This window comes from Moorena sp. SIO4G3, from assembly GCF_010692305.1.
Classification (GTDB): Bacteria; Cyanobacteriota; Cyanobacteriia; order Cyanobacteriales; family Coleofasciculaceae; genus Moorena; species Moorena producens_A.
This window is the reverse complement of record NZ_JAAHIG010000103.1, coordinates 1-26,172: the sequence shown is the minus strand read 5'-3', so window position 1 is coordinate 26,172 and position 26,172 is coordinate 1. Positions and strand designations below refer to the sequence as shown.

General features: G+C 43.1%; 21 protein-coding genes and 2 pseudogenes. 13 read left to right on the top strand and 10 right to left on the bottom strand.

Annotated elements, in window-relative coordinates; genetic code table 11:
- The 5 genes from F6J99_RS19280 to nadA all read right to left on the bottom strand — a co-directional run.
- The coding region (locus F6J99_RS19280) for a transposase (RefSeq protein WP_293114382.1) at positions 1–892 on the bottom strand (892 nt) is incomplete at its 3' end.
- 10 nt (positions 893–902) lie between these two features.
- Positions 903–1,313: an NADAR family protein gene (locus F6J99_RS19275; protein WP_293114380.1), complete on the bottom strand. Its 411-nt coding sequence runs from the start codon at positions 1,311–1,313 to the stop codon at positions 903–905.
- Positions 1,314–1,332: 19 nt separating this feature from the next.
- On the bottom strand, positions 1,333–2,169 hold the full coding sequence (locus tag F6J99_RS19270; RefSeq protein WP_293114378.1) for a methyltransferase domain-containing protein: 837 nt from the start codon (positions 2,167–2,169) through the stop codon (positions 1,333–1,335).
- Positions 2,166–3,890: an L-aspartate oxidase gene (gene nadB / locus F6J99_RS19265; protein ID WP_293114376.1), complete on the bottom strand. Its 1,725-nt coding sequence runs from the start codon at positions 3,888–3,890 to the stop codon at positions 2,166–2,168. The genes F6J99_RS19270 and nadB overlap by 4 nt, the downstream gene beginning before the upstream one ends.
- 150 nt (positions 3,891–4,040) lie before the next feature.
- Positions 4,041–5,015: a quinolinate synthase NadA gene (gene nadA / locus F6J99_RS19260; RefSeq protein WP_293114374.1), complete on the bottom strand. Its 975-nt coding sequence runs from the start codon at positions 5,013–5,015 to the stop codon at positions 4,041–4,043.
- 116 nt (positions 5,016–5,131) lie between these two features.
- Between nadA and F6J99_RS45655 the strand changes: the two genes are divergently transcribed.
- The 7 genes from F6J99_RS45655 to F6J99_RS19230 all read left to right on the top strand — a co-directional run bounded on the left by F6J99_RS45655 (position 5,132) and on the right by F6J99_RS19230 (position 10,143).
- The gene (locus F6J99_RS45655) at positions 5,132–5,296 is read left to right on the top strand and encodes a carbohydrate porin (protein WP_365973682.1); all 165 of its coding nucleotides are present in this window, start codon (positions 5,132–5,134) and stop codon (positions 5,294–5,296) included.
- A 426-nt stretch (positions 5,297–5,722) separates the two neighbouring features.
- Entirely contained in the window at positions 5,723–6,877 is a 1,155-nt protein-coding gene (locus F6J99_RS19255) for an iron-containing alcohol dehydrogenase (protein WP_293114372.1), read from the top strand.
- Positions 6,878–6,923: 46 nt separating this feature from the next.
- Positions 6,924–7,358, top strand: coding sequence for an amidase (locus tag F6J99_RS45650; RefSeq protein WP_365973680.1), 435 nt, complete (start codon positions 6,924–6,926; stop codon positions 7,356–7,358).
- Entirely contained in the window at positions 7,297–7,584 is a 288-nt protein-coding gene (locus F6J99_RS19245) for an amidase family protein (RefSeq protein WP_293114370.1), read from the top strand. Before F6J99_RS45650 ends, F6J99_RS19245 begins: the two co-directional genes overlap by 62 nt.
- Before the next feature lie 53 nt (positions 7,585–7,637).
- Positions 7,638–8,756 carry an isocitrate/isopropylmalate family dehydrogenase gene (locus tag F6J99_RS19240; protein ID WP_293114368.1) on the top strand — a complete coding sequence of 373 codons (1,119 nt, stop codon included), beginning with the start codon at positions 7,638–7,640 and terminating at the stop codon, positions 8,754–8,756.
- Between the two features lie 177 nt (positions 8,757–8,933).
- A complete protein-coding gene (locus F6J99_RS19235; RefSeq protein ID WP_293114366.1) occupies positions 8,934–9,374 on the top strand; it encodes a gamma-glutamyl-gamma-aminobutyrate hydrolase family protein in 441 nt (146 codons plus the stop codon).
- Between the two features lie 7 nt (positions 9,375–9,381).
- Positions 9,382–10,143 (top strand): hypothetical protein, encoded by a 762-nt coding sequence (locus F6J99_RS19230; RefSeq protein WP_293114364.1) that lies wholly within the window; start codon positions 9,382–9,384, stop codon positions 10,141–10,143.
- Positions 10,144–10,297: 154 nt separating this feature from the next.
- Here the strand turns inward: F6J99_RS19230 and F6J99_RS19225 are convergent, their stop codons facing one another.
- Positions 10,298–11,755: a sodium/proline symporter gene (locus F6J99_RS19225; RefSeq protein ID WP_293114362.1), complete on the bottom strand. Its 1,458-nt coding sequence runs from the start codon at positions 11,753–11,755 to the stop codon at positions 10,298–10,300.
- A 495-nt stretch (positions 11,756–12,250) separates the two neighbouring features.
- Here F6J99_RS19225 and F6J99_RS19220 point away from each other — a divergent pair.
- From F6J99_RS19220 to F6J99_RS19210, 3 genes and pseudogenes are all read left to right on the top strand, one after another.
- Positions 12,251–12,426 (top strand): annotated as a pseudogene (locus F6J99_RS19220) (transposase); the annotation flags it as partial.
- A gap of 8 nt (positions 12,427–12,434) precedes the next feature.
- Positions 12,435–12,584 (top strand): hypothetical protein, encoded by a 150-nt coding sequence (locus F6J99_RS19215; RefSeq protein WP_293114386.1) that lies wholly within the window; start codon positions 12,435–12,437, stop codon positions 12,582–12,584.
- Between the two features lie 234 nt (positions 12,585–12,818).
- Positions 12,819–13,043: a hypothetical protein gene (locus tag F6J99_RS19210; RefSeq protein ID WP_293114360.1), complete on the top strand. Its 225-nt coding sequence runs from the start codon at positions 12,819–12,821 to the stop codon at positions 13,041–13,043.
- Positions 13,044–13,178: 135 nt separating this feature from the next.
- On the opposite strand, the gene F6J99_RS19205 is transcribed toward F6J99_RS19210, so the two are convergent.
- The 3 genes from F6J99_RS19205 to F6J99_RS19195 are packed head-to-tail and all read right to left on the bottom strand — an operon-like array spanning position 13,179 to position 18,573.
- Positions 13,179–14,450 (bottom strand): response regulator, encoded by a 1,272-nt coding sequence (locus F6J99_RS19205; RefSeq protein ID WP_293114358.1) that lies wholly within the window; start codon positions 14,448–14,450, stop codon positions 13,179–13,181.
- Complete coding sequence (locus F6J99_RS19200; RefSeq protein WP_293114356.1) at positions 14,447–17,659, bottom strand: DAHL domain-containing protein; 3,213 nt, start codon at positions 17,657–17,659, stop codon at positions 14,447–14,449. Before F6J99_RS19200 ends, F6J99_RS19205 begins: the two co-directional genes overlap by 4 nt.
- A complete protein-coding gene (locus F6J99_RS19195) occupies positions 17,656–18,573 on the bottom strand; it encodes a cytochrome-c peroxidase (protein WP_293114354.1) in 918 nt (305 codons plus the stop codon). The genes F6J99_RS19200 and F6J99_RS19195 overlap by 4 nt, the downstream gene beginning before the upstream one ends.
- Before the next feature lie 773 nt (positions 18,574–19,346).
- Here F6J99_RS19195 and F6J99_RS19190 point away from each other — a divergent pair.
- The 3 genes from F6J99_RS19190 to F6J99_RS19180 are packed head-to-tail and all read left to right on the top strand — an operon-like array spanning position 19,347 to position 25,711.
- Positions 19,347–23,420, top strand: a complete 4,074-nt coding sequence (locus F6J99_RS19190; RefSeq protein WP_293114352.1) for an ATP-binding protein — start codon at positions 19,347–19,349, stop codon at positions 23,418–23,420.
- An 18-nt stretch (positions 23,421–23,438) separates the two neighbouring features.
- Positions 23,439–24,251 carry a GAF domain-containing protein gene (locus F6J99_RS19185; protein ID WP_293114350.1) on the top strand — a complete coding sequence of 271 codons (813 nt, stop codon included), beginning with the start codon at positions 23,439–23,441 and terminating at the stop codon, positions 24,249–24,251.
- 26 nt (positions 24,252–24,277) lie between these two features.
- The gene (locus tag F6J99_RS19180; RefSeq protein WP_293114348.1) at positions 24,278–25,711 is read left to right on the top strand and encodes an adenylate/guanylate cyclase domain-containing protein; all 1,434 of its coding nucleotides are present in this window, start codon (positions 24,278–24,280) and stop codon (positions 25,709–25,711) included.
- A gap of 262 nt (positions 25,712–25,973) precedes the next feature.
- Here F6J99_RS19180 and F6J99_RS19175 read toward each other — a convergent pair.
- A pseudogene (locus tag F6J99_RS19175) lies at positions 25,974–26,172 on the bottom strand (IS4 family transposase); the annotation flags it as partial.

The following is a 26,172-nucleotide window of genomic DNA, read 5'->3' as shown; positions in this document are numbered from 1 at the left end:
TCCCTCGATTGAGTCCTACTGTGTTGAGGTCTTCTGCAAAGATTGTCTGAGCTTGGTCACAGAGTAAATGGGCTGTTTTCAGATGAAAGTCTTTGCGAGTATTCGCTATTTTTTGATGTAGTCTGGCTACCTTCAGTTGTGCCTTTTCCCAGTTATTAGAACGCTTTTGCTTTCTAGCTGCTCTGCGTTGCAGCAATTTCAGCTTGCCTTGCAGTGACTTGAAAAACTTAGGCCGTTCAACTGTGAAACCGTCTGAAGTTGTCAGGAATTTCTCTAACCCAAGGTCAATGCCGATTGCCCTACCTACAGCAGGGTGATCAGGAATATCGACATCCAGTGCCACGGATATCACAACATACCATTGTGTCTGTCTGGCTTTAGCCAAGACTCTCACCTGTTTGACCTGGAATCCTTCGGGGATTTCCCGATGGAGCCGAATCGGAACTAAGCCAATCTTGGGAAGTTTGATATGTGCATTACTGACTGGATTCGATTTGAATTGAGGAAACACAAATGATTTGTATTGCCCGCGTTTCTTGAATCTAGGAAACCCAAACCCTCTACACTGCATTGCTTCCCATGAGTCATGTAACCGCCTAACGGTTGTTTGCAAAACTTGGGAATGCACCAAAGCTAGAAATGGGTTGGTTTTCTTGGCCTTGGGTAGATTGTTTTGTTGACGGTGATAACTAGGAAACGGTGTATCGGCAGGAATGATGTATTCTAAGTCAATCGAACACCTATCTACAGGACATTTACGACTAGCAATCCAGTCTTTCAACTCCCTCAATGAGTAGTTGTAGACTCGTCTACAAGTCTCAAGCCAGTCTTTGAGGATCTGTTGTTGATCCTGACTCGGATAAATCCTGTATGTGTAGTTCATCATCAACATCGCTCCTATTCTACCACACTGAGGTGATAATGGTAAATGCTGAGTGGGTGGGCATCGAACCCACCCGCTCAGCCTGGGGAGCATCTTCCACAATTAGTTCGTCCCCTGTCCCCAGCAGAACTTCGCGGATATCAGCATGGGTTTGAAACTTACACAGTAAGCCTCGCCCCATAACATCCTCTTTGATGTCTTCCCAATCCCTGCGCAGAGGACGAGTACGCTCTCGTCCCATGCTGGCAGCTTCTGCGGGAGTCTTGCAACAGCGAATTTCTTCTACATGGGAGGTACCAGCAAATTTCTGGGCTTGGAAATAATGCTCTGAGGTGGGCCACCAGAGTCCGTCCAGTTCAAACCCATGGGGGGAAAAGTTGGAGAAACAACCATAGGGCTTTTCGCTAATGTCGTAAAAGTAAATCGTCACAGCTTGACTCCCAAGAATTTTACCGCAGGCGAAAATGCAAAATGCCCCACTGCATGTACCCTTTTTCGTAATACTCGATCCAGGGTTCAATGCTTTTCAAGGTTTTATCGGCAAATTCGGTGGAAGTCATTCTGACTACCTCCTGATAGCGTACGCCCACTTCTTTCCCAAATCGTCGATAATGGATAGGGGCATTTTCCGAAAGGTCAATAAAGTGCAATTCCTCAAAACCCAATTCCTGGGCTGTCTGACTATAAAAGCGATAGGAACCCATATCCTTGATACCCAGACGGTCAAAGGCTGGTTGCAGTAGCCCTGGTGGACAAGTCTCCTTTTGCATGGGGTCAGTAAAAATCAACTCTCCCCCTGGCTGCAAAACCCTCTTAATTTCTTCAAAGACCTGAGTGCGATCGCTACTGTGTAAAATCGCATCCTGGGACCAGACAATATTAAAGGAATTGTCTGGATAGGGAATATCCTCAAAACTCCCCTGAGTTACCTCAACCAAGTGGGCTAAATTCTGCTCTTGGTTCAGTTGGCGGTTCCGTTGATTTTGCCGCTCGCTTAAATTGAGACAGCAGACAGAACAACCGTAGGTTTTGGCCAGATACCGCGCCGCCCCTCCATAACCAGCACCTAGATCGATGACTCGTGAATCGGGAGCTAGATTTTCCAGAGTTTGGGCAATTTTTTCCACCGTGCGCTTGGAGGCATGATGGATCGGTTCATCCGAACTCTTGTATATCCCATAAGTGATATGCTCCCCACCCCAGAAAGTAGCATACAATCGGTCTGTTTCTGCACCATCATAATAGGTTTGCGCTGTTTTCACCGCTTCTGAATAAGTGGTATTCATACCGCTATCTCCTTGGGTTCTAAACTTAGAGAAAGTTGTGGAGATTTCCACCAACGATCCCCCTGTACCAAGGTGTGAACTTGCCAACTGGGTGAGGTTTGGGGATAATCGCTACGGTAATGTCCGCCCCGACTTTCTGTGCGTAATGCTGCACTTTTGAGAATTAAATGGGCAATATCCAGGAGATTGAATGTTTCTGCAGCCGTTCGCAATTGCTGCTCCGCTAATGGTGACTCAAATTTAACTGTTTGGTTGGGCAGTAAATCAAGCAGGTATTGACTCACCTCTAAGCCAGCCAATTCAGAGCGCCAAGAATTAACTTGAGCAAGGGCTGCTTCTAAAACTTCCTGGGAGCGACAAATTCCTGCACTTTGCCACATCAGGGAGGGTAAACTTTGCCTTACTAATGCTATCTTCTCGATGTCCCTTTCCCAGTCACCTTTCTCTTTTCTCAAAGGTAGGGATTCCGCCAGAACTGGATTAGGAGCTGTTTGAATCTCAGCTAATTGGGCTGCAAAAACCAAGCATTCCAATAAGGAATTACTCGCTAAGCGATTGGCACCATGAACTCCCGTACTAGCTGTTTCACCAATGGCATATAGCCCTGGAATCGAGGTGCAACTGGTCAGATCGCAAGCCACTCCTCCCATCCAGTAATGGGCAGCAGGTGCAACGGGAATGGGTTGTTTGAAGATATCAATGCCCCAATGTTGACATACGTTAATAATATTGGGGAAACGATAGCGAATTTGCTCTGGCTCAATGGGTTGCAAGTCTAAATAAACATTCCCGTGGCTAGGATCGGCGGAAGTTTTCTCTAAGTGACTAAAAATTGCCCGACTTACCACATCTCTAGGGGCCAATTCCCCTGAAGGGTGGTAATTAAAAGCAAAGCGATCGCCTTTCTCATCGACTAAATGGGCTCCTTCTCCCCGGACAGCTTCTGTAATTAAAAAGCGAGGTGCCCCTGGTTTGGTTAAAGCTGTGGGATGAAATTGGAAAAACTCCAAATCTCTAACAATTGCCCCAGCCCGCCAAGCCAGTGCTACTCCATCTCCTGTACTTACAGTCGGATTGGTTGTTTGGGCAAAAACTTGACCGCCACCACCTGTTGCTAGGATTACCGCAGAGGCTCTTAGCCAAGATATGTGACCTTGATGGAGGAGGCTAATCCCCTGACAATGACCAGTTGCTGGATTGAGCCATAAACTCAAAGCCACTGCGTGAGATAGCACCTGAATATTGGGACGCTCTAAAACTTTGGCCGTGAGCGTATCCACAATTGCTCGACCTGTGGTGTCTGCCGAATGGAGGACACGGGGACGAGAGTGAGCTGCTTCTAGGGTCATAGCTAGCTTTTTGCCTTTGCGGTCAAAGGCTACCCCCATCTTGACCAGAGAGTCAATGGCAGCAGAGGCATTTTCTACCAGAAACTTTATCGCCTCGCGATCGCAAAGACCAACACCCGCTCGCTGGGTATCCTCTAGGTGAAGCTCTGGGGAATCAGATGGGTCAATAGCAGCAGCGATTCCTCCCTGGGCCCAGTTGCTAGAGCCTGTTTTCAGGGTGTCTTTGGTAATCAAACCTACCTGCAAATGAGCAGGTAGACAAAGGGCTGCATATAGCCCAGCCGCACCACTGCCCACCACTATGATGTCAAATTGGGAGGGAGTGTTGGCAGATGGGAAAGACTCGTCAGGGGATGATTTAAAATCTTGCACGATAGATCATATGTAGCTAATTTTTGATTGATTAATTCCTAAGCAGTTATTCGTTTTCACAACAAAAATTGGTTATAAGCCATAAAATTTAACTTATAACTTATACTTTTGTCAAGTAATTGTGTCAACCTGCTCAGGGGCACTACAGCACTACACTGATAACTCCAACATCCGTTGAATTGGTCGCAACGCCGCTACTCGGATGTCTTCCGGCATAGTAATTTCTGGTGTTTTCTGCTTCATGGCTAGATACAGCTTCTCCAAAGTATTGAGCCGCATGTGAGGGCATTCGTTACAGGCACAATTGCTATCCATACCTGGAGCAGGGATGAAATTTTTCTGGGGTGCCCTCTTTTGCATTTGGTGAATAATTCCTGGCTCAGTAGCCACGATAAATTCTTCCGTTGAACTTTGCTGGATATACTTTAATAAACCTGTTGTGGAACCAATGTAACTGGCATGACGCAATAGAGGGGGTTCGCATTCTGGATGGGCAATCAACTCGGCTTCGGGATGCTGTATTTTCAGTTCCACGATCTTTTTCTCAGAAAAGGTTTCATGGACAATACAACTCCCCTCCCACAGGACTAACTCCCGTCCGGTTTGCTCCATGACATAGCGACCTAAGTTCTTATCTGGGGCAAAAATTATCGGCTGGTCTTTCGGAATTTGGTTGACGATCTTAACTGAGTTAGAACTGGTGCAAATGATATCGCTCATCGCTTTAATGCCAGCGGAGCAATTAATGTAAGATACCACTAGATGGTCGGGATGGGCTGCTTTGAAGGCCGCAAATTCTTGGGGAGGGCAACTGTCAGCTAGGGAGCAACCTGCGTTTAAATCTGGGAGTAGTACCAATTTATTGGGGTTAAGGATTTTGGCAGTTTCTGCCATAAAGTGAACCCCAGCAAAGACGATGACATCTGCTTCTGTAGCCGCCGCTTGTTGAGAAAGACCGAGAGAATCGCCGATGTAGTCAGCAATATCTTGAATATCTGGCTCTTGGTAGTAGTGAGCCAGAATAACTGCGTTTAATTCTTGTTTGAGGTCTTCAATCGCTTCAAAAAGGTCTTTGGGCGGATACTCCAAGTCTAGGGTTGTTTTTGGGAGGACATTTGTAAACATGGTATTATTTCCCTATTTCTGACTAGTTTACAGGTTTTTGGATATTTTCTTTCTTTAATAATTATTAAATCTTCGGTAGCCCACTGGGTGGTGTACTAGTAAAATTACCTTAATTTCTGCTATCTTTCTGCGTATCTTACCACTTAGAGACCTTTTATCGCTACCCGATTCATCACAAGATCTGCATCACTCCCGGTCTAGTTGTAATTTTGTACCCAGAACACAACAGTAAAAACCCTAGTATCCTAGTGCCAATGCTCAAAACCAAATTGGATTTTTAATTTGTTTGTTGATTTGATTTTGTTGATTTGATGATTATAACTATGAGCCGATTTCGCTCCCCGTGATATCCCCCCCACTCTTCGATCGATTCAGTAATTTTGGGGGAGGGTATTGACAAGTGTAGAGTTTTACTATCACAACTTTTGTGATAGTAAAACTTACTTCTGGGCTATGTTAATTTTTATTAAAATAACGGCAAAATTAGATGATAAATCAACTTAAAGGTGTAATATGTCTAAGTCAGCCGAATTAGGGAAGGTTAATCAAGTGAATCTCAAACTGAACAACTAACTGGCTTCATGAAAAGACTGAAAAGAAAAGACAACCTAGACTCGGACTATTGATAGTATATTATAGCTAGGTTTATAGATAGCCTAACCAAAACCAACCAAACGTTTGAGTTTCTCACTATCGAAGGTAACCCAATGGATTGCTTCGACTTCTACAACCCTGTTAAAGTTCTATTTGGTAAAGGGAAGATTGCAGCTATTGCTAATGAGATTCCCACCGATGCCAGAGTTTTAATGACCTACGGTGGCGGCAGCATTAAAAAGAACGGGGTATATGAACAAGTCAAAGCTGCTCTTGCCAAACATACAGTTCTAGAATTCGGTGGTATCACCCCTAACCCTGAGCTGGAAATACTGTTAGATGCTGTCAAGTTAGCTCGCACTGAAGAGATAACTTACCTGTTAGCTATCGGTGGCGGTTCTGTAATTGATGCTACCAAATTTATCGCAGTGGCGGTTCCCTTTGTTGGGGACTTGTGGGACATCTTAGTTGCCAATGCTCCATTAACAGCAGCACTGCCTTTGGGGACAGTACTAACCTTGCCAGCGACTGGTTCAGAAATGAACTCTTATTTTGTCGTAACTAGACGTTCCAGTCAAGAAAAACTCCAGAGCAGAAGCGAGTTAGTATTTCCCCGCTTTTCCGTACTAGACCCCACAGTAACTTTTTCCCTGCCACGACACCAAATCAGTAACGGGATAGTTGACTCCTTCACTCATACACTGGAACAATACCTCACTTACCCAGTCAATGCTCCCCTTCAAGACCGCATGGCTGAATCAATTCTCCTAACTCTAATTGAAGAAGGACCAAAAACCCTAGCCGCTCCTACTGATTACGATGCGCGAGCTAACCTAATGTGGTGTGCCACTATAGCTGACAATGAATTAATTGGGGCTGGTGTTCCTCAAGATTGGTCTACTCACATGATCGCTCATGAGCTAACAGCTTTATATGGGCTTGACCATGCTGTAACCCTGGCAATTATAATGCCCAGCTTACTTACATACAAACGGGACACCAAGGGGGCCAAATTATTACAGTTTGCTCGAAGAGTTTGGGGAATTACTCAGGGCAATGACGAGCAACGCATTAGCCAAGCTATCTCGGCAACCAGGAATTTTTTTGAGTCCCTTGGCCTATCAACTCGTCTGCGAGATTATGGGCTAGATTCTAGCTGTATATCAGAAGTTATTGAGAGTCTCGACAAGCACGATCTTGTTCCTTTAGGGGAACGTCAAGATATTACTCTTGAAGATGTCCGACAAATTTTGAGCTTAAGTATTTAGCAAGGAACAAAGATGAAAGAAATCCAACACAGCAAGGTTAACTTGTCTGCGGGCAACTAAAGCTGTCAATAGAGATAGCAATAGGAGTAATTCAGTCAGTGCTAAAGATGAAGAGTTAGTTTTTTTACCTGCCTATCAGTTAGCCCAACTTATCCGCGATCGCCAGGTTTCTTGTCAAGACGTTATCAAAGCTCATTTAGCTCAGATTGCCCGACATAAGCAAAAACTAAACGCGATCGTCACCTTAGATGAAGAAGGTGCCCAAAAACAGGCAAAAGCAGCCAATGAAGCACTGGCAAAGGGAAATAGTTGGGGTGCATTACATGGGGTTCCGATCACAATTAAAGATTGCTTGGAAACCAAGGGACTACGAACCACAAGTAGTTACCAACCTTTAGCAGATTATATTCCTGAGCAAGATGCAACTGCTGTGGCGCGATTGCGTGGTGCTGGAGCTATTGTTTTGGGTAAAACCAATTGAGGTAGATGGTCAACAATTTTCCTATATGATGTCTATTGGTGCTTATACTACGCCGTTCAACTTGACTGGCAACCCGGCTTTGGTCATGCCTTTTACTCGCTCGAAAAAAGGTTTACCGATGGGAATTCAAATTGTAGGAAGACGAGGAAGCGACATGAAACTACTAGGGATCGCCGAGAAATTAACTCAGGTTACTGGACTGTTTCAACGTCCCCCTGGATACTAACCTAGACTAGAACATCTTTTAACAACACAATTTAAAAACAAAGGATAGAATAAATGACAACAACAACTGCAACCAAACTTATTGGCTTAATGGCTGGTGGTGGAACGGGTACTGAGTTAATTAATGCAGTACTGCCTTGCTTTAAAGCAGTAGAAGAACTCTATGATATTAAGTTTAACTTCTTGCACTTTGATAACGAAAAGTGGAGAAAAGAAGCAGAAACAGAGGTGTGGCATCAGCCCTTTTATGAGGCAATGTGCGACTTCTACGAACAAGTTGAACAGCTTGGTGGATGTATTTTACGAGGAGCAGTACAAGCACCAGTACTTTACAAAGCCCGGGAACGAGTTAACCACAACTACAAAATCAATCCCATTAAAGGGATTCCTGAAATTTCTGACTTGACCAGATTTTCTCCCCAAGAGCTAGATGATTTAGAAATATTTTTAGTCAGGCAAAACACCTTTGGTCTGTTTCACTGCGACGGTGAATATAATGGAATTGGCAAGGCAGTAGTAGAAATTACCCATCACAGAGAGGATGTTGAGCGATTAGCTGACTATTCCTTTAAATTGGCTAAAGGAGGATCCGTAACCTTAGCAATGCCGACTCGGAAGCTGGGGGCAATTGGGGAGTTATGGGAAAAGGTTTTTGAGGAAAAAGCTGCTGCTCATCCCAATATTAATTACTGGCGCATAGAGCCTTGTATTGAAGATATTGCTCATTATGTTAGAACGCGCAAAAACTTTGACACAGCTAGTGATCCCTATGATCTGCCCATGAAACAATACAACGTGATTGTTGGTCCTGAGTTATTTATGGACTATATGATGGACGACGTTGCTTGGGCAATTCATGGTGAGCCTTCTATAGCTTGTTCCGGTAACTTTTCTCCTGATGGTTTCTCTTCTTTCCAAACCAATCATGGCACAGTTACCCCGATTGCCGATAAGGATATTGTTAATCCCATCGCCATGGTTCACGCTGTTGCTATGTGTCTAGAGTATTATTACCAATTGCCAGAGGCAGCCAAGTCCCTGGAATTAGCAGTAAGAAAGACTCTAGCTGCTGGTTACAGGACACCAGATTTACATCGAGGAAATACTCGCTACCAAAAGGTAGGGACTAAAGCAATGGTAGAGAAAATTATTGATGAGTTAAAGACACTATAAATCCAACAGGAAGCTGTTGTTACCATTTCCTAGTTAAGAAGAGTAATAAACCCAAAGATTCTATTTGTATTCCACCAATCTACTACTCATCCTGGTCCAGTTGGATATCTGCTGCAGCAGCGTGGTTATCAGCTTGATATCCGGATTCCAAGTGAGGGAAATTCACTCCCTACCACAATGGATGACCATGAGGCTACCATTGTGTTTGGTGGCGATATCAGCGCTAACGACAGTGAAACTTTACCATTTATTCGTACCGAATTGGATTGGATTTCCACAGTTCTAAGCTCAGGTAAACCCTTTTTTGGTATTTGTCTTGGTGCTCAACTTTTAGCGAAGGTTTTAGGCTCAACAGTGGCACGGCATCCTCAGGGTAAAGCAGAAATTGGCTATCACCGGATTATGCCAACATACCCTGGGAGTCAATATATTGACTCCCAGTTGCATTTTTATCATTGTAATTTGGAGGGATTTGAGCTACTTTTAGATGCGGTTAAATTAGCGTCAGGCAATATTTTTGATAATCAGGCATTTCCCTACAGCGAAAACGCCTATGGTGTACAATTAAACTACTCATTTACTATAATCAGTCTAGGAGAGCCTGAGTTATTTAATTGATAGTAAGATGAAAAATAACAAACATATTGCTATGTGGAGTTGTCCCAGAAGTCGTTCAACAGCAATGGCTAGGGCTTTTGAGCAGCTAGATGAATGTATGGTGTTTGATGAACCTTTATTTGGGGCATATCTGGTAAAACGTGGTTTAGATCAACCTTGTGAGGAAAGGGAAGTAGGGCAATACCTGGAAATAAATCATGAGAAAGTCATTCAAAAGATTACTGGTAGTTTACCTGAAGGTGTATCCTTTTCATTTCAAAAACACCAATCTAAGCATGCTTTGCCAGAGTTTGGCAGGAATTGGCTTAAATCTTTAAACAACTTTTTCTTAATCAGGAATCCCAAGGAAATCATTTTGTCATATCATAAGCTATACAAAAAAAAATTGACTATGGATCATATTGGGATAGAATATCATTACAATTTATTTAGAGAAATTGAACTATTGATAGGTAAAAAAACTGTGGTTATTGATTCAATAGATATAGTTACTAATCCTCGAAAAGTACTGTTATTTTTATGTTCTGAATTTCAAATAAAGTTTTCTGAAAAAATGCTGACTTGGGAAGTAAATCCTAAAGCATCAAAGCTTTTACAGATAGAAAAATCTCCCTATTCAAGAGGCTGGTACAGTAATGTTCTAGGTTCTAGGGGATTTATTGATAAACAGCAAGATCTTGATTTTCCAGAGGAGCTAAATCCCTTGCTTGAAGCTTGTATGCCATACTATAACAAATTATCACAATATCGTGTGACTTTTAATGGATGATTAATCCCAAAATTAACTGCCTGACTTGGTTTTCAGTTGCAATTACCTTGCTTCGCTGAACTACCCTACTCGAACCCTGGGCAATATCTCAGTAAAAATTGTTAATTGAAAATTGTCAATGATCAATTAACAATTTAACCACCTGATTTCAAGCCTATTTCCTTAAGGTCTCACCAATAGCATGACTCTTGGTTTTGAAAACACTCTTCATTAACACCTCATGCACCAACACGGCTACAATAAAGCCTGGACAAACTTCGGATAGGATGTTATTAAATCCTAAAATTCGCCAGAGGATAGCAGTACTCAATCCCGCCAACATCATAGAGTTCAAGGCTAAATAATGAGTGCGCCTTTTCAATAAGATAATCAGCATTGCTGGACCGAGGGAACTGGCCACAACTCCACTAGCAAAAAGAACCAACGAAAACACTGTGGAAGAAATAGAAATCGCTGCAATTACAGCGAGTATTCCCACCACTAAGGTCATGAATTGCTCGTATTTAACGCCATATTTCCGGGACATCCTCCGATGCAAAGCCGGGGAAATATCTCTAGCGAGCGCACTGGAACAAACCAGAAGTTGGGAATCTGCTGTAGAGGCAATCACAGAAAAGACACCAGCCAAAACAATACCGACTAAAAAGGGATTAAACTGTTGTGTGGCGTACAAGGGTAAGGCTTGTTCGGGATCACTAATGTTAGGAATTAAGACCCGGCAAGCAATCCCAAACAACACCATTGCTATCCAGGTCGAATACACGTAAGCCAAGTACACCCACTTCGCTTCTTTCACCTCTTGGGGACTCCGCCCAGCTAGCAATCTTACCAGCACTTGCGGCTGAGAGATATCGAATCCCAAGCCAAAAAAGAAAAATCCTACTAGGTAGGCGACTAAGGTTAACCAGCTAAATCCTGCCGTGAGATTCATCAATTGAGGATCAATCTGATTGAGTTCTGAGATAATTTCTGACACCCCACCCCCGGCTATAATGGCTACTGCCAGCATGCCAAAGCAAACAAACATCACCACAAAAGCCTGCACCACATCAGTCCAGATTGAAGCTCTGAGTCCTCCCGTTACGCAGTATACTAAAATGGAAGCTGCTGCGATCAAAGCTCCAATGGTAGGGTCAACTCCAAAAAATACATCAAGGGTCTTGGCAGCTGCAGCAAATTGTGCGGCAGTATAGGCTCCGATAAATACAACAGTGATCACAGCAACGATCAACGTGATTATTCGTCTGCCTTGAGGCTTTTTGACTGTAGAGCCTAGGAATTCCGGAATAGTTTGGGAGTTTTCCTTTCTGGATATCTGGTTTATTTTATCCGGGAAAAAAGTCCAAAAGGTTACCTCACCTAAGAACATGGCAATTACCATCAGCAGAGCAGAAACTCCCATGGAGTAAGCCATTCCCACGGCTCCAATCATAATCCATCCACTGTTTCCCGTTGCTCCAGCACTTAGACCCACAAAGACTTTCCCAAAAGAGCGTGAGCCAAGTAAGTAGTCTGATTCTGTATTATCGGAAGATTTAGCAGCTAGAGCCCCAACCCACAAAAAAATTACTAGAAACAATCCAAAACTGAAAATTGTAATACCTGATTCCATTAGTTTTTATCTAAGGTTTTTGAGGTTTAACTGCTCCGGTTGGCGAACTCCCAACCTATGAATACCATGTATGAATACCATGGAATCAAACTGATTCCAATTCTCCAGGATGTCTGGCACAAATTTTTATTCGCTTTTGGTAATGGGTAATGGTCGTCCAATTAACGATTAGCCATGACGTGATAATCAGCTCTCTAATTTCTTTTATAGAAAGGGGATTAGAGAGCTTTAAAATTTTAAGGCGATACCGTTCCCTACAAGCTATTACACCGATCAGGAAAAAGTTTTTCCTATAGTATCATATTGGATTAAATACCGATAATTTCCGGGGGTTGCTTATACCAAGTTGTGTTCTTGCCATGTTAATCCCGTTGTTACTCGCCTTGGAAGAATAAGATGATTGCAAAGCTTAGGGCGTGTCATCAAATAGGTATCAATTTAGTTTAGAATCGGTAGCTGTAGAGAGTTGAGTCAATCAGGAGCTGTGCTATCATGATACGCCGCTATGCTTTGCGTCTCGGACCAGTGGGAACGGATCAAAGACCTACTACCAGGGCGAAAAGAGACGGTAGGAGTAACAGCTAAAGATAATCGATTGTTTGTTGAAGCTGTGTTGTACCGCTACCCTTGCGGGGATTCCCTGGCGGGACAAACCGGAAAGATTTGGTGATAAACGAGGTTGTTCATACCCGTTGCGCGTCGATGGGCAAAGCGCGGGGTGTGGCAACAGGTGTTTGAGGCAAAAGCCGACGATGCGGACAACGAATACGCCATGATTGACTCGACTATTGTGCGTGCTCACCAGCACAGTGCTTTGAAGTTACCGTAAGATAGTTGAGCCTTTATAGTTAGTAGGTTATGCGTAAAAAGTTCAAGTCTGTTGTAATAAGGCTCAACTATCTAAGGTTTCGTCTGTTGGGGCATTAGGGGGGATGGGTCAACCGAAGCCATCGGTCGAGCGTAAAGGTGGATTGAGTACCTTGATTCATGCTTTGCGTCGATGCCTTGGGCAATCCCCTCAGTTTTCACGCTTACCCCGGGACAAGCATGTGACCTCGAGGTCGTGATGTACGGCTTTTGGATTTGGCTGCTGATACACTGCTGGCTGACTTGGGATATGATGCTGATCAGCGCGTGCCATACGCGACTCCAACAACAGGGCAAAACAGCCGTTATTCCGCCCAAGCGCAACCGTACTATTGCTCGTGAGTATGACAGACATTTGTACAAAGCACGACATCTGCGCCACGAATTTCTTTGCCCGACTCAAGCAATATCGAGGGATTGACCTTTGGTCACGCGGGGCGCGAACGCGCCCCGCGCTACGATAAGCGAGCCAAGAACTTTCGCTGGAGCAATTTATCTGGCTGCTGCCGTAATCTGGCTTAATTGATGACACGCCCTAGTGTTCAGTGCTTAGTGTTCAGTGTTGTGCAGGAAGCGTAAAGTAAAACGTACTTCCCACTCCAGGCTCAGACTCTACCCCAATCTGTCCCCCGTGATTTTCCACAATCTTCTTGCAGGTGGCTAGACCAATACCAGTGCCAGGATAGTCTTGATTGCTGTGCAGACGCTGAAATATCTCAAAGATATGCGATCGCTGATCGGGTTCCATGCCAATCCCATTGTCATGTACCCCAAACAGCCAGTAGTTACCACCATGCTCTAAACTATTGCGCCCATTCTCCTCAAACTCAGTTGCATTGATACTAGAAACTCTTCCTACCTCTGCCAATATCCCATGGTCGGTGTCCCTACTGTTGTCTACGGGCTTTACTGAAACCTTGACTTGGGGGGATGTCCCTGGTGCTTGAAATTTAATGGCATTGCTGATCAGATTTTGAAATAGCTGGATTAGCTGTGTTTGACTAACATTGACAGTAGGTAAAGAATCATGGGTAATCAGGGCATTTTTCTCAGATATGGCAGCCTTTAAGTTATCTAAAACTTGCTCCAATACAATATTGCAATCGGTTGATGTGATTTCTTGGGAGTCGGCTCCAACCTTCGCATAAACTAGTAAGTCCTGCATAAACGTTTTCATCCGAAGGCTGGAATCTCGAATCTTCCTAATGTATCCCTCACCCTTCATGTCAAGCCTGTCCTGGTAATTGATGTCGAGCATATCAGTATGCAAGATAATGCTTTGCAGAGGTTGGTTCAGGTCATGGCAAAGAACATGGGCAAATTGTTCTAGTTCGCGGTTAGAGCGTTCTAACTCCTGATTAGCGGTTTCGAGGGCTAAATTTTTTGCCCAGAGTTGCTTTTGCAACCTCTGAATGGTTAGTTGATTTTCTACACGAGCTAAAACCTCTTGAACCTGGAAGGGTTTGCTGATGTAGTCTACACCACCGACTTCAAAGGCTTTTACCTTGTCGATCACTTCATTGAGAGCGCTCAAGAAAATTACTGGAATAGGGCGGGTTGACTCGGAAGCTTTCAGCCTTTGACAGACTTCATAACCATTCATATCTGGCATTTTAATGTCCAGCAAAATTAGATCTGGCAATACTGAGTGGGCTACTCTGAGGGCCATGGAACCGTTAATCACGCCTCGAACGTCATACCCTTGCTCGGTCAGGGTGTCAGACAAAAGATGCAGATTCTCGGGTATATCATCAACAACTAAAATGTTCCCTTTAGGGGTCTTAATTTGAGTGATATCTAATGGTGTCTTAGTTTGAGTAATAGTCATGATATAGCTGGTTCAGTTAAATCAATGATTTTGTCGCAACGAAAATTTCGCACCAAATCCGTCAGTGCGATCGCAACCGGATCATGTTCGGAAGGGATTTGCTCGATTAGCTGGAAAATCCGCTGATTATTAACTTCGTTAGCTGCCTGGTAGAGCTGTGCAACCCACTCAGCAGGCATCACAGCTAGAGCTTCCCGGGTCAGCGCTTCAGTTGCTGATTTTTGAGGTAAGGTGGCTGAAGTTTCCTCTTCATAGACATAACGTACTCCGAGATAGTGAGCCATTGTTTCAAAAATCTCTTCCTCCCGGAAAGGTTTACGGACAAAATCGTCACAACCAGCGGACAAGATAACCGCTCGTTCTTCAATAAATGCACTAGCAGTCAGAGCAATAATAACGGTCGCTTGACCCTTCAAATGGGCTTTGATCTGTTTAGTAGCCTCGTAGCCATCCATTACTGGCATCCGCATATCCATCCAGATCAAATGGGGTTCCCAACTCGACCACAGCGCTACCCCTTCTTTACCATTCTCGGCTTCACGAACCTCAAATCCCAGTGGTTCTAGCAGCTTGACTAGTAGTTTTCGACTCTCCCATTTATCTTCAACTACCAGGATGCGATACTTAGGTTGGTCAGGTGCTAATCCAATCACCGATCGGGTTGGGTGTTGTGTCTGAATGTCTGCACCTGCTCCAGCCAGACTAATCTGGATATCAAATGTAACGATTGTTCCTCCACCTAGAGGACTAGTAAGGGTGATATCCCCTCCCATCAACTTCACGAATTGTCGGCTAATGGACAAACCCAAACCAGTTCCTTGTTCAGATTTCCGACCGATTTCAGTTTGGACAAATGCTTCAAACAAGCTGTCAATCTCAGCTGGGTCAACACCAGGACCGGTATCTTCTATTTCAAAGGTGATTGTCTGTCTGGTAAGGGTTGCAGGTTGTTCGCGTTCGCGCAGCGTCGGCTTTGCCGAAAGCGTGGCCTTTTGGCCAAGGTTAGCAGGTTGAAGGTTAGCAGGTTGAAGGTTAGCAGGTTGAAGGTTAGTTGGTTGAAGGTTAGCAGGTTGAAGGTTAGTTGGTTGAAGGTTAGTTGGTTGAAGGTTAGTTGGTTGAAGGTTAGTTGGTTGAAGGTTAGTTGGAGTTGCCAGTTGCTGGTTATTGGGAAAACCGTGGCCAAAAGGCCAGGCTTCAGCGTCGCCTACGGCGAAAGCGTGGCCTTCGGCCGACCCTGCGCGAACGCGAACAACATTCAACCTGTCAACCTTCAACGGATCAGACCTGTCAACATTCAACCTGTCAACATTCAACGGATCAGACCTGTCAACCTTCAACGGATCAGACCTGTCAACATTCAACCTGTCAACATTCAACGGATCAGACCTGTCAACCTTCAACGGATCAGACCTGTCAACATTCAACCTGTCAACATTCAACGGATCAGACCTGTCAACCTTCAACTTTTCATTGTTACGAACCACGCGCAAGGTTACACTGCCTTCTTGAGTAAACTTGATAGCGTTTCCCAGTAAATTAATCAAAACTTGGCGCAATTTTCCCTCATCTGTTTTCACATATCTAGGAAGCTCTGGCTCTCGGTAAAAAATAAGTTGTAAGCCTTTGGATGCTGCACGCAGTCGTAACATCTCTTCGAGACTATCCAGCAGACGATACAGGTCAAAGCTAGTTTCATTTAGAGTTATCTGACCTGCCTCGATTTTGGACATTTCTAAAATGTCATTGATCAAGTTCAGTAAATGCTCACCACTGCGACTAATGATTGCTAGATATTCCTGATGTTCCTGATTCAGTGATGAGTCACGGTTCATCAATTGGGTGAATCCTAGGATGGCATTGAGGGGGGTGCGCAGTTCATGACTCATATTGGCAAGAAATTCGCTTTTGGCTTTGTTAGCTTCTTCAGACTTATTCCGCGCTTTTTCGGCTTCTTTCATACTTTCAGCAAGTTGTACAGTACGTTCTTCTACCCTAGCTTCTAAGTCCTCATTAAGTTGCTGCAAGACCCGGGAGGCTTGTTTGCGCTGGGTAATGTCATGAAAGAACACTGAAAGACCATTAATACCTGGATAAGCTTTCACGTCAAACCAACGTTTGGTCGGTGGATAGTATTCTTCAAAGGTGACAACAACCTGTGCAGCAACAGCCCGATGACACTCCTGGTAAAACTTGGAGCCAAAGACTCCGGAAAACACCTCCTCCAAATTCTGATTCAGAAGCTGTTCGGGTTGACTCTGTAGCATTTGGAAAGCTTGGGGATTAAGATAAGTAATCTGCCACTGGTCGTTTAGGGCAATAAAGGCATCCGTGATACTTTCGAGAATGTTGATGGTACGACGGTTGGCTTTTACCAACTTGTTGATAATTAAGTAGGCAATCCAAGCCAACAAAATCAACAACAAACTATAGGCATATAAACGATAAGTATTAGCTGTATCAATAGCTTGGTTATAGTAGATGTTATAGACGTAATCCAGTTCTTCGTTTAACTGCTTGGTAGGGAGCTGTAGCAGCTGCTGGGTCAGTTCATCTACCTGAGGTTTATTGCTCATAATTTTTCGGGTATGGCTGAGGGCTAGATCGATAAATTCTTCATCTTTACCAAAATCATTTTGGTCTTTGATCTCCAACAGCATATCCATATTGTCATTGATCAGCGCTTCTAATTCCTGATCAGAGTTTAGGTTGTAAAGCAGGATATTTTTCAGCAGTTCATCGAGAGTAAATTCTAAATAATGGTTTATGGTTTTATTGTAAGTACTATTGACCAGATCTTTAGTGAGAAATGGCAAGTAAATAATGGAGTTTTTTAGAATGGAATTATGGAATTTTAATCTTTCGATTAACCTTTCTTTTTCATTGATTAATTCTAAGTTACTTTGAAGAATTTTATTGAGTTCTTTTCTCCCATCATGATTAATAAATGTCGGAATACTCTTAAGCTCGTTTTGGGTATTTTTTAGTTGATACAAATGCTTGAAAAATGGATCATAATAGGTTAAAATATCGGATCGAGATTTGAGAATATCCTGATTTAATATTACATCTATCTCCTTTTGTTGATTTAAAGTATTTTTATACTGTTGGTGTTCTTCAACCTTAATTGGTAGACTTTTCTTCACCAAAAAAGCCAAGATAAAAACAGCAGCCAAGGTATTTATGAGCTTTAGCACTTGAGTTGTGTTCACAATGGTTTTCCTTGATACTCGCCTGTGAGAGTTTTCAGGAACTTGACAATCAAACCAATATCGTTTGGCGACAGTCGGCGTCCCAATTCATATTTGCCCATTATCGTCACAGCTTCTTCAAGAGTTTCAGCTGAACCGTCGTGAAAATATGGTGATGTTAGAGCAACGTTGCGCAAACTGGGAACCTTAAATACATAACGATCACGTTCATTGCCAGTGACATTAAAGCGTCCCAAATCAGCTTTGCTAAGCTTACCGCGATCTTTAAAGTAATCTCCAAACAGACCAAAAGCCTGGAACATATTACTGCCGACATTGACTCCTTGGTGACAGCTAACACAGCCATAGGCTTTAAATAGACGATAGCCTTCTTGTTCTGAGGAGGAGAGGGCATTTTTATGGCCGCGCAGAAATTGGTCAAAGCGTGAGTTGGGAGTGTACAGCGATCTTTCAAAAGTAGCGATCGCATCCTTGATGTTGTCGCTGTTGATACCATCTTTATACAGTTGGCTAAATAGTGAGACATACTCAGGGGATTGCTTGAGCTTACTGAGGATTTCTTGCCAATTAGAACCCATTTCATGCTCTGCATGGATTGGTCTATCAATCTGTTCGATCAGGGTTTCAATGCTTCCGTCCCAATGTTGCTTAAAATTGAATCCACTGTTGAAGACTGTGGGTGCATTGATTAAGCCAATCCTATTGTTGATCCCAATTGAACGCACCATTTGGTCTGTACCACCGGTATTTAGATTGTGGCAGCTAGCACAAGAGATGGTGTTATCCTGTGACAGTTGGGGGTCATGAAAAAGCATATTGCCCAGTTTAACCTTGTCTTTGTTTAGTTCTAATTTTAGTGGAATGGGCTGAATTGGTTCATCAACTAAAATACTATCTTTGGAGGGTTTTATCATATAGTTTATTGATTGATCCGGTAGTTTATTGTGATTATTTGTTGAAATTAAAATTATACTAATAACTAGCACAAAGCACATAAAAAGATTAATTTTTATATCACTAGTATTCTTCTTAGGATAAACCATTTAATAACTAGTTTTTTTGCTTATGAGTATTGTTATAATACAGTTTATGATTGTCCATGAATCACAATCGATTATCCCAATTTAAAAAACTATTGCTACACATTAATTTAGTTGTTCGTCTTAGCCGTCCCTTGTAGGGTAGCTTGTTTGCGTAGCGTGGCCGAAAGGCCAAGGTTACGAAGATCATCGACTAAACGATTCACCTAGACCTGTTAACCATCTGTAGCTCGAATAAATGAAATTGGTATTAGTTAGTATGACCCTATTTGAAGTTCATCAAATCACAGAAGCACAAGTCAACCGTAATATTACTGACAATTCGTCATTTGTAATTCATAATTCAGGATAAATTACCGATTATACCCAATCGGTTTAACTAATTATCATATCTCTTATAGGTTAATTGTTACTTGGTAATTAGTACTTGGTAATTAGTACTTGGTAGTTTACGATTCAGCATTAGGGATTGCCCATTACCAAAACAGGGACTATTTAGTAAGTGATTATTAGTCAGTGATTAACTGGACTTGATCTAACGACTAACGACTAACGACTAACCACTTTTAAAAAAATTACCCGGACTGACTATAATTTTCCTGGTAGAGATTAGGCGAGATCCGAACAAACCTATATCCGATTTTTTTATGGAAACATCTGAATATACTCAGCTCAAGCCATTTGTCCAAGCTCGTGAGTACTTTGAAGAAATTCTTAATTGGCTCTGTTCTGAGGAAGCGTACCGTCTCACCTATTACCAGATAGAAGAAAACCTCTGGATCAATGGTATGGAACTGTTGCGGCAACTGCTACAAGGTTATCTGGATTGGCGGGGAGACAATCAGCCAGAAGCACTATATCCAAGAAGGCAGGGTAGGTACTCTACCCAGGTCAATCCCCAGCCTGGAAGTGATTGGGGTATTGTCCAAGATAGGGATAATTTGTACTCCGATGCAAGAGGGGGAACAGAGGACATCAGAGGAGAAAGGGGAGGTAAACAATTGTCATCTTATCCCACCAGTAGGCAACCCAGCCTAAGGACTATCTTCGGAACAGTTAGACTGAATCGTTTTAATGCTAGTTCCCAGAGAAACTCACCTCCGGATAATTCCCCACTCAAGGTTTACCCACACGGGTACTGTCAGGTGAGCGGTATTCCTTTAGCATCAGAGGTGGACACCAGTTGCTCCGACCCCACTATCCTAGCCCAACCCCAGGCAAAAGCTGCTGAAGTTTCTCAGGAACAACAGAAAGGATTTTCCATAACAGAGATGGGAACTTGGTTTAGACGCCAGTGGTGGCTTAAGCACAATAGTTATCAATCGGTATGGCAGCCAAGGCGTTCTGTTCCCCGGTTGTTAATTAGTGGCACCATTGCGCTAGTGGGAACAGCAGCTTTCACCAGTTATTGGGTGGTTCGGAGTCTGATTCTTGAGAGTCTGAAGGATAATGCTCAATTGAAGGTCAAGATCGCGGGACATCAAATTGATGAATGGTTGGCGGTTCTGATGGCGAAGGTGGAAACAATTGCGAATACTCCCCAAGTTCGGTCTTTGGACTGGGAGGTTGCCCGACCCTATCTGCAACTCGAGCAAGAACGATTGCCCGATTTTCATATGTTTGTCATGGCTAAGGGAAATGGCTCTTACTACACCACTCGTGCAGGTTTTATTGAGGGGAAGAATCTTAGCGATCGCACTCACTTTCAACGAGCCATGCAAGGAGAAACCTTTGTGGATAATCCGGTGGTCTCTCGTTCTACTGGTATTCGCCAAGTCAATATTGCGGCTCCTATCTGGTCAGTTCCCCCCAACAATGACACGGAAATTACTCCAGAAAACCTGGCTGTGGGCAACCTAACCAACGAGGATGTGGAACTGGGGGATGTAACCGAAGCAAAACCAGGGGAGTTGGCTGGTGCATTGTCTTTCCCTGTGGGAGAATTTGCTGGACCGGTTTCCCTAGACCGACTGTCAGAGGTGATTACCAATACTACCTTGGGAGAAGGGAGTTATGCCTTTGCTTTGGACTCAGAAGGAGTACCCATTGCCCATCCAGACCCAAAGGTAATTCAATTTGCTAGGAGTTTTTTAGACTCCCGTGACCCCAATCTCAAGCAAATTGCTCAAGAGATGATGGAGGCTAGGAAAATAGCCAACCCGCAAGAGTCGGTAACGCTACTGGAACTGGATGGTCAGTGGGTGTATGTTGCCTATGCTCCTCTGCAACACGCGGATTGGTCTGTGGCTTTGGTGATTCCCCGGGCTAATGTGGAGCGACAACTCAATTCTCTCAATCTGTTGGCATCGGTGTTGGGAGTGATGCTGATCATCGCCATGGTTATTGCTTTACTACAGATTCAAACTTTCGAGCAGGCCAACGCCAGGGCTCAGCAGGAGGCGCTGCTGAATCGGCTTACTACTCGTATTCGTGAATCTCTGGATTTGGAAACAACTGTGCAAACTACTGTCAATGAAATTGCTACCCTCTTGCGTCTCGACCGAGTGACTTTTGGCTGGTATCACCAAGACCAACAATGCTTGGAAATTCTGTGTGAACATCGCAAAGCTGATTTACCGTCCCAAGTGGGATTAATAAGTATCAAGTCTTGTAATGATTTATGCGATCGCTTAAGCCAAGGACAGATGGTTCAGTTCCATGATAGTGGTGATAAACTCATCTACTGCCAGACAGGGAACTATCTGGCGTTACCAGTCATGATTCGGGGGTTGCATCCTCCTGGCTATTTAATTTGTATGCGCCGCAAGCCTTGGAGCTGTAGTGATTTGGAATTGGAGCTATTAGAAGCCGTGAGCAATCAGTTAGCGATCGCCATCAACCAGGCACATTTATACACCACTACTCAAGAACAGTACAGAATTGTCAGTGAACAAGCTCAGTGCCTCAAAACCACCACGACTCAATTACAGCATACTCTGGCTTATGTGGATGCGATGATTAGAAGCTTAGCCGATGGATTACTGGTAACAGATACCAAGGGCAAAATTACTCGCATCAATCCAGCTTTGGTGAGCTTGTTTGATTTGGAGGAAATCGAGTTAATCGGTCAAGGGTGTCAGGGAGTGTTGGGGAATGCGATCGCAAACCTAGTCACTCTTACCAAGACTAACCCTCAACAAGTCTTTACCGCTGAAGTAGAACTGACCAATCAACGGATTGGCAAAGCCGTAGCCACTGCTATTCTAAAAGATACTAAGGCGACAGATAATCCTAATAGTCAGGATGGCTTTATGGGTTCGGTGATTCTGATCCGAGATATTACCTTTGAAAAAGAAGTAGACCGGATGAAAACAGACTTTATTTCCACAGTTTCCCATGAATTGAGGACTCCCCTAACCTCAGTCATGGGTTTTGCCAAACTGATTCAGAAAAAACTGGAAAAAACCCTATTTCCCTTAATTTATACCAATGACCACAAGATTCAGCGCACCCTGAAGCAAGTGTCAGAAAATGTTAACATTATTATCTCCGAAGGGGAGCGTCTTAAAGCTTTGATCAATGATGTCCTGGATCTGGCTAAGCTAGAAGCTGGTCGAGTAGAGTGGAAAATGCAACCCCTCTCAGTTGTAGATGTCCTAGAACGAGCAATCATTGCTACGACTGCTCTGTTTGAACAGAATGATGTGGAATTAATTAAGAGTATAGACGAGGGCTTCCCTCAGATAATTGGTGACCGAGACCGACTAATTCAGGTGGTGATTAATCTAATATCTAATGCGGCTAAGTTTACGGATAAAGGGTTTGTATACTGTAAAGTAAGGCGAACTGGTTCAGAGATTACCGTTAGTATCATTGATAGCGGTATAGGCATTTCTGAAGCCGAGCAGACGCTGATCTTTGAAAAATTCAAACAGGCGGGTAATACTCTAACTGAAAAACCTCAAGGTACCGGCTTAGGACTCCCTATTTGTAAGGAAATTGTGGAACATCATGGAGGAAAAATTTGGGTCGAAAGCGAACTGGGCAAAGGGAGTAACTTCTCCTTTAGGTTACCCATCCCCGTTGAGTCTGAACCTGGAGTAAAAACCATAGCTGCTGAAACCCTGCTCACCCAACTCCACTCATCCATGACCACCTCGACAATTATCAGAAATTCGAGGAAGAAAACCATTCTGATTGTGGATGATGAAGCTCCGATTCGAGAGCTACTCAAGCAGCATCTTAGAGCAGAAGGTTACAGGATTCAGGAAGCGAAAGATGGTTGGGAAGCAATTCAACAGATCAAACAAGAACCTCCTGACCTAATTATCTTGGATGTAATGATGCCGAGAATGAATGGGTTTGATACAGCAGCGGTGGTTAAAAATGACTTGGACAGTATGGATATTCCGATTATCATTTTGTCTATCACTGAAGATCAACATGCTCTAGGAGTTGAGCGATGTTTGAGCAAACCGATTAATCTCGAAGAACTGCTCAAAGAGGTTGTTCGACTGACCTCTCAAGAAAAGCCTACTAAGCAAGTTTTGATAGTGAAGGAAAATCTCCCTCAAGCTGAAATGATTACTCAGGCATTACGGAAAAGAGGAATCGGGATAATTTCTGCCCGAAATGGTCAAGATTGTATTTCTATAGCAATTTCATTAAAACCTGATATAATTCTGGTTAACTCAGGGATTGCGAAAGAACAAGCATTGGTTAAAAAGGTGCGTTTTGAACAGGGATTAGCTACGACATTTTTTGTATTATTAGATGATTAATACTAAAGTATTACATGCATGGCTGCTATTAAACTTAAAAAAATAATTGCCCAAAAAGACATCTCGTCACTGCTCAATAACCTGATAACTTCCCTGGGAGGAGATATTAGTATTCAAGATATTGATGAGCAACTGTTATTGGGAGATGAGCCTGATTATTCATCTTGCAAATACAAGATAGACCTGAAAGGAACTACTTTAGGGTGGGTCAGGGGAGGAGAGAATGCTCGTCCTATTGCTGCTCTACTCAATTATTTAGCGAATCGAGAACTAGAACGCCGCGCAATTGCTATAGAAACCTTAGAAAACTATCGAGAAATAAACTTACTCTACAATCTATCGGGGAAATTAACTGCCAACTTAATGCCTCAAGACGTTGCTCAAATTGTGATTAATCAAACTAGGGAATTAATTCCAGTAAATCGGGGATTTCTCTTTTTGCTAGACCAAGACCAATCCCAACTGGAAGTACTGGCTAGCTTTGATCCAAAAATGGGGGATAGACCCCACAAGCAATCGATAGCAGGTATTGTTCGCAGTGTGATTATGACTGGTGTAGGAGAAATCGTTAACGATGTCTCATCGGATCCCAGGTTTGTGCCATCTGATTATCCGATCAGTTCCCTAATGTGTGTCCCACTCAAGACCAAAGATCAGGTAATTGGTGTGATTGAGCTCAGTAGTGAAAAACCTGTAGACTATACAGCCAGGGATTTGAAATTGATCAGTGCTTTAGCATCTCAAGCCACATCAGCCATCTCTAATGCTATCCTCTATGAGAATATGCTTCGAGAAGAACGGGTGAGGAGTACTTTGAATCGATACTTTTAAGGTAAATCACCATAGTAGCACAAAGTATGGCATCTGTCAGTCTCAAAAAAATTATTTCTAAGCCAAAAGCGCTAGGGGTCATAAGTCAACTGATTGACGCCATAGACACCGTTGTCCAGATTGAGGATATCTACGGAAAGCTGCTGTTGGAGAATCCTAGGAAAATTTCGGTATTGGGAGATTGTAACTTAGCTAATAAATATCCCGTTGAAGCAAGAGGTCAGGTGATTGGCTGGGTCAAGGGGGATCAGAAAGCGATCCCAATTAAAGAACTCCTGAATTATTTGGCTAATCAAGAATTAGAAAAAAAAGATCTAGGCAGTGCTATCTTAGATCAATACCGAGAAATTAATTTACTTTATAGAGTTTCGGAACGGATTCCATCCTGTTTAGAGCTATCCGCTATTGCTCAGCTTTTCCTAGATGAAGCGAGAAGACTGATTCCAGGAGATTGTGGTTCAGTCTTGTTAATTAATTCCGAAACTGAGCAACTAGATATAATCTCAGCCTTTGGCAAACAGTATAATCCAAAAGATTTTTTTCAGCTGAGCAATAGTAATACAGAGAATGGGCTAGGAATTGGTAAGGCTGAAATTGTAAATCAGGTTCAAGATGATCCCAGGTTTATTGCTACTGTGAAGTCCATCAACTCTCTGGTTTGTGCTCCTCTAAAAACCCAAAAGGGTCTGCTGGGGGTGATTAACTTTTGTAGTGAAAAACCGGTTAATTATACAGCTCAAGACTTGAAATTTTTAACGATTCTTGGAGCTCAAGCAGCAGGAGCTATTGAAAATGCGTTGCTCCATAGAAATAAACTACAGGAGGAGCGGATTAAAAGCCGACTGGAACGCTATATTCCTTCCCAACTTGTCCAAGCCATTATTGATGCCAAGGGCAATATCTCTCTGACTCCAGCCAAAAAGCCTATTACTATATTGTTCTCTGATATTCGGAATTTCACAACTCGGTGTGAAGAATTAGAAGCCCATAAAATTGTTGAATACCTGAACGAATATTTTACCTGTATGGTCGATGTCATCTTCAGCCATGAGGGAACAGTCAATAAATTTGTGGGGGATATGATTGTGGCTATGTTTGGTGCCCCCTCTAAGCTAGAGGATAATCAGGGACAAGCGATCGCAGCTGCTATTGCTATGCAACATCAACTTAAAACTATGCCTACCCCCTGGATCCGGGAGAATTTTCTAACCGGTATTGGGATTAGTTCAGGAGAAGTTGTCGTGGGAAACATTGGTTCTCCCCAGCATATGGACTATACAGCCATTGGTGATGAAGTCAATATCGCTGCCAGATTACAAGCTATGGCCAACGGGGGTCAGATCCTCGTCAGTGGTAGTGTCTATGAAGCGACCAAGCACCAGTATACCTATCGGGAATTGGGTCAGGTTTCAATCAAGGGAAAACGGCAAACAGTAGATGTATTTGAGCTGATTAACTGATACGATATTCAGCATTGAGTTTGGGATATCTAAATTACTCAAAGGGAACAGGGAACAGGGAACAGGGAACAGGGAATAACCAATTTAAAAGCACATCAGTTTACCTAATATCTCCGATAGTAAATTATTTCGTATTTAGAGAAAATTTTATTTTTAACTTGTTACTTGTTATCAGTACTTACCTAGTAAATATACTTCTATGGTGCGTTATTAAGGGGCTGCATCTCATTATTGCAATTAGCTGAGGGGGCGACGAAATAATCTAAAACGCAGACTCTATAATTAATCTAGCCCTTAGACCTCGTTGATAATACTTTCGTTTATTAGGATTTAATCTCATTAATTCGGTTACTAATTCTAGACAAACATCTTTGAAGTTAACCCAGGTTTGACCATATAAACCAACGTAAAAACTGCTATGTCTTCTCTCCAATCGGCCATATTCTTTTACACGAGCCACA

Excerpts from the sequence above, each read along its gene's own strand:
- nadA (WP_293114374.1), bottom strand. The coding sequence starts at position 5,015 with ATGTTTACAAATGTCCTCCCAAAAACAACCCTAGACTTGGAGTATCCG.
- F6J99_RS19205 (WP_293114358.1), bottom strand. The coding sequence starts at position 14,450 with ATGACTATTACTCAAACTAAGACACCATTAGATATCACTCAAATTAAG.
- F6J99_RS19180 (WP_293114348.1), top strand. The coding sequence starts at position 24,278 with ATGGCATCTGTCAGTCTCAAAAAAATTATTTCTAAGCCAAAAGCGCTA.
- F6J99_RS19225 (WP_293114362.1), bottom strand. The coding sequence starts at position 11,755 with ATGGAATCAGGTATTACAATTTTCAGTTTTGGATTGTTTCTAGTAATT.
- F6J99_RS19240 (WP_293114368.1), top strand. The coding sequence starts at position 7,638 with ATGACAACAACAACTGCAACCAAACTTATTGGCTTAATGGCTGGTGGT.
- F6J99_RS19235 (WP_293114366.1), top strand. The coding sequence starts at position 8,934 with ATGGATGACCATGAGGCTACCATTGTGTTTGGTGGCGATATCAGCGCT.
- F6J99_RS19245 (WP_293114370.1), top strand. The coding sequence starts at position 7,297 with ATGCAACTGCTGTGGCGCGATTGCGTGGTGCTGGAGCTATTGTTTTGG.
- F6J99_RS19230 (WP_293114364.1), top strand. The coding sequence starts at position 9,382 with ATGAAAAATAACAAACATATTGCTATGTGGAGTTGTCCCAGAAGTCGT.
- F6J99_RS19185 (WP_293114350.1), top strand. The coding sequence starts at position 23,439 with ATGGCTGCTATTAAACTTAAAAAAATAATTGCCCAAAAAGACATCTCG.
- F6J99_RS19195 (WP_293114354.1), bottom strand. The coding sequence starts at position 18,573 with ATGATAAAACCCTCCAAAGATAGTATTTTAGTTGATGAACCAATTCAG.
- F6J99_RS19255 (WP_293114372.1), top strand. The coding sequence starts at position 5,723 with ATGGATTGCTTCGACTTCTACAACCCTGTTAAAGTTCTATTTGGTAAA.
- F6J99_RS19270 (WP_293114378.1), bottom strand. The coding sequence starts at position 2,169 with ATGAATACCACTTATTCAGAAGCGGTGAAAACAGCGCAAACCTATTAT.
- F6J99_RS19190 (WP_293114352.1), top strand. The coding sequence starts at position 19,347 with ATGGAAACATCTGAATATACTCAGCTCAAGCCATTTGTCCAAGCTCGT.